Origin of the sequence: Desulfosporosinus shakirovi (genome assembly GCF_020595055.1) — a bacterium.
GTDB classification, from domain to species: domain Bacteria; phylum Bacillota; class Desulfitobacteriia; order Desulfitobacteriales; family Desulfitobacteriaceae; genus Desulfosporosinus; species Desulfosporosinus shakirovi.
Window position 1 is genome coordinate 1 of sequence record NZ_JAJDOO010000083.1, and the last position, 1,980, is coordinate 1,980.

Consider the following 1,980-nt stretch of genomic DNA (forward strand, 5'->3'; position numbering starts at 1 on the left):
ATTCCTTCGGAGGAACGAGGCAGTTGGTGGTTAGGAAAACCGGGCCGTTAAAGGAGTCAAATTCTTTATCTTGTTTATGCCAGGCGTTGCCGTAGTTGCCGACAAAATTGTCATACTTCTTGAAGGCCGGGTAGTAATGGGCTGGGAGCATTTCTCCATGAGTATAGACATCTACGCCTGTTCCCTGGGTTTGAACGAGTAATTCCTCAAGGTCTTTCAGGTCGTGGCCGCTGATGAGAATAGCCGGATTGTTTCTGACTCCGATGTTAACTTTGGTGAGTTCCGGGTTTCCGTAAGTCGTGGTGTTGGCTTGATCTAAAAGGGCCATAACATCCACACCGTATTTCCCTGCTTCCAAGACAAGGGCCACCAAATCACCGACTGCCAATGTATCATCGAGGGTTGCTGCCAAGGCTTTTTCGACGAAGGCAAAAATACCGCTTTCTTGATACTCAAGGGTATAGGCATGCTCTGCATAAGCGGCTATCCCTTTTAATCCATAAGTGAGTAACTCTCTGAGAGAACGGACATCTTCGTTTTCCGTGGCTAAAATGCCGACGGCAACCGCTTTTGCTTCAAATTGATCTGCAGTCGCTGTCCAAGTGGCTGCATCATGCAAGCCTGCCGGAATAGTACCGCCGGTTTTGAGAATGTCTTGCTTGAGTCCTTCACGGAGGATTAGACCCTCTTGGATTCGTTCGACAAAACAGCTTCTGTCAAAATTGGCATTTGTAATCGTGCTGAAGAGGCTTTCCATGATGAATTTATCAATATCCGGTCGAACAATACTTAGTTCACGTGCTTGAACTGCATAAGTGGCGATCCCTTTTAATGTGTAAATTAGAAGATCCTGCAAATTAGAGACATTTTCCGTTTTCCCGCAAACCCCTTTAATCGTGCAACCAGTTCCTTTAGCTGTTTCCTGACATTGATAACAAAACAATAGATAACAACTCCTTCATTTATATTTGGCGTCCTTGGGTTTTCCCAGCGCCTTGGTTTCTTTATCCGATGAGCTAATATTATCATTATAAATGGTGCCTTTATGTGATTTGGGTCACGGTTTCAACGTGATAAATTGACAAAGCAAGGCGACTTTCGCCGCCTTGCTTTTAGTAACCTCTAGGATTATGATACAAAGTACTCTCAAACAACGATCACTCTATATTTATGCTTTATTTGTCATCATCAAATTCCTCTTCGTACTTATGCCCTCTGTGCTGATTAAATTTACTGGCAATGAAAAAAATTGCTGTGAATAAACCAAAAATGCGGCTACGCCAGCTACTGCGTTTGGCCAGACATACATTGCTGACTCTGACATCGAATTAAAGATGGAAACTGCTGATAGAACCACTATGATTGAAACTATTATCATCAAATTCATTACAGCTTGTTTCTTCCTGCGCTCACCGTAAATACTTATCTTCATGGTATGCATTCTTATAAACTGATACAGCGGGAAAAATATCATAATTACATATTCTGTAATACATTCCTGCAACTCCATGTTGAATATCATAGTCTTTACTAAAAAAATGAAGCGACAACACCTAAAACTACTATAACTGCCATTTCACTTCTGATTTTATTTTTTGCTTGTTCAATTCTTTCATCTTGCATGCTTTTATACCTCCCAAAAAATATCATTTAATGTTTTACCTAACGTCTTGCATATAGCTATACACAACTGTAATGATGGATTAAATTTCCCGACTTCGATCATTATGCAAACTATATATTGCTCATTGGGATCAAGGAGGTTTCTGCAGCTAACTAAGGCTTGATAATCTATCGAAAAGTCAATCTTTTGCATGGGTTTACGGGTAGTTTTGGGTAATATATGTACATGAAAAACTGCCTTTGGCGTCAAAAACCGTGCCCATGGGGTTAAAAACGATGTAGCGTAAACCAAATGTTAACGTCAGACCCGGCCGGGCTTGTCCCAGAATCTTACGCGCGTAAGATTCTGGAGATCGG

The 1,980-nt window shown here is 41.4% G+C and carries 3 protein-coding genes and 1 pseudogene; all 4 read right to left on the reverse strand.

Going from position 1 to position 1,980, the window contains the following annotated elements:
* The coding region (hcp, locus tag LJE72_RS25855) for a hydroxylamine reductase (protein ID WP_229251010.1) at nucleotides 1-943 on the reverse strand (943 nt) is incomplete at its 3' end.
* Between the two features lie 225 nt (nucleotides 944-1,168).
* On the reverse strand, nucleotides 1,169-1,522 hold the full coding sequence (locus LJE72_RS25860) for a DUF6773 family protein (RefSeq protein ID WP_312038974.1): 354 nt from the start codon (nucleotides 1,520-1,522) through the stop codon (nucleotides 1,169-1,171).
* A gap of 8 nt (nucleotides 1,523-1,530) precedes the next feature.
* Complete coding sequence (locus LJE72_RS26635; RefSeq protein WP_312038975.1) at nucleotides 1,531-1,623, reverse strand: DUF6773 family protein; 93 nt, start codon at nucleotides 1,621-1,623, stop codon at nucleotides 1,531-1,533.
* Nucleotides 1,624-1,627: 4 nt separating this feature from the next.
* Nucleotides 1,628-1,726, reverse strand: a pseudogene (locus LJE72_RS26915) (helix-turn-helix transcriptional regulator); the annotation flags it as partial.
* Between the last annotated feature and the right edge of the window lie 254 nt (nucleotides 1,727-1,980).

Bases quoted from the DNA above. Each gene is read 5' to 3' on its own strand.
- LJE72_RS26635 (WP_312038975.1), bottom strand. From the start codon at position 1,623: ATGCAAGATGAAAGAATTGAACAAGCAAAAAATAAAATCAGAAGTGAA.
- LJE72_RS25860 (WP_312038974.1), bottom strand. From the start codon at position 1,522: ATGATATTCAACATGGAGTTGCAGGAATGTATTACAGAATATGTAATT.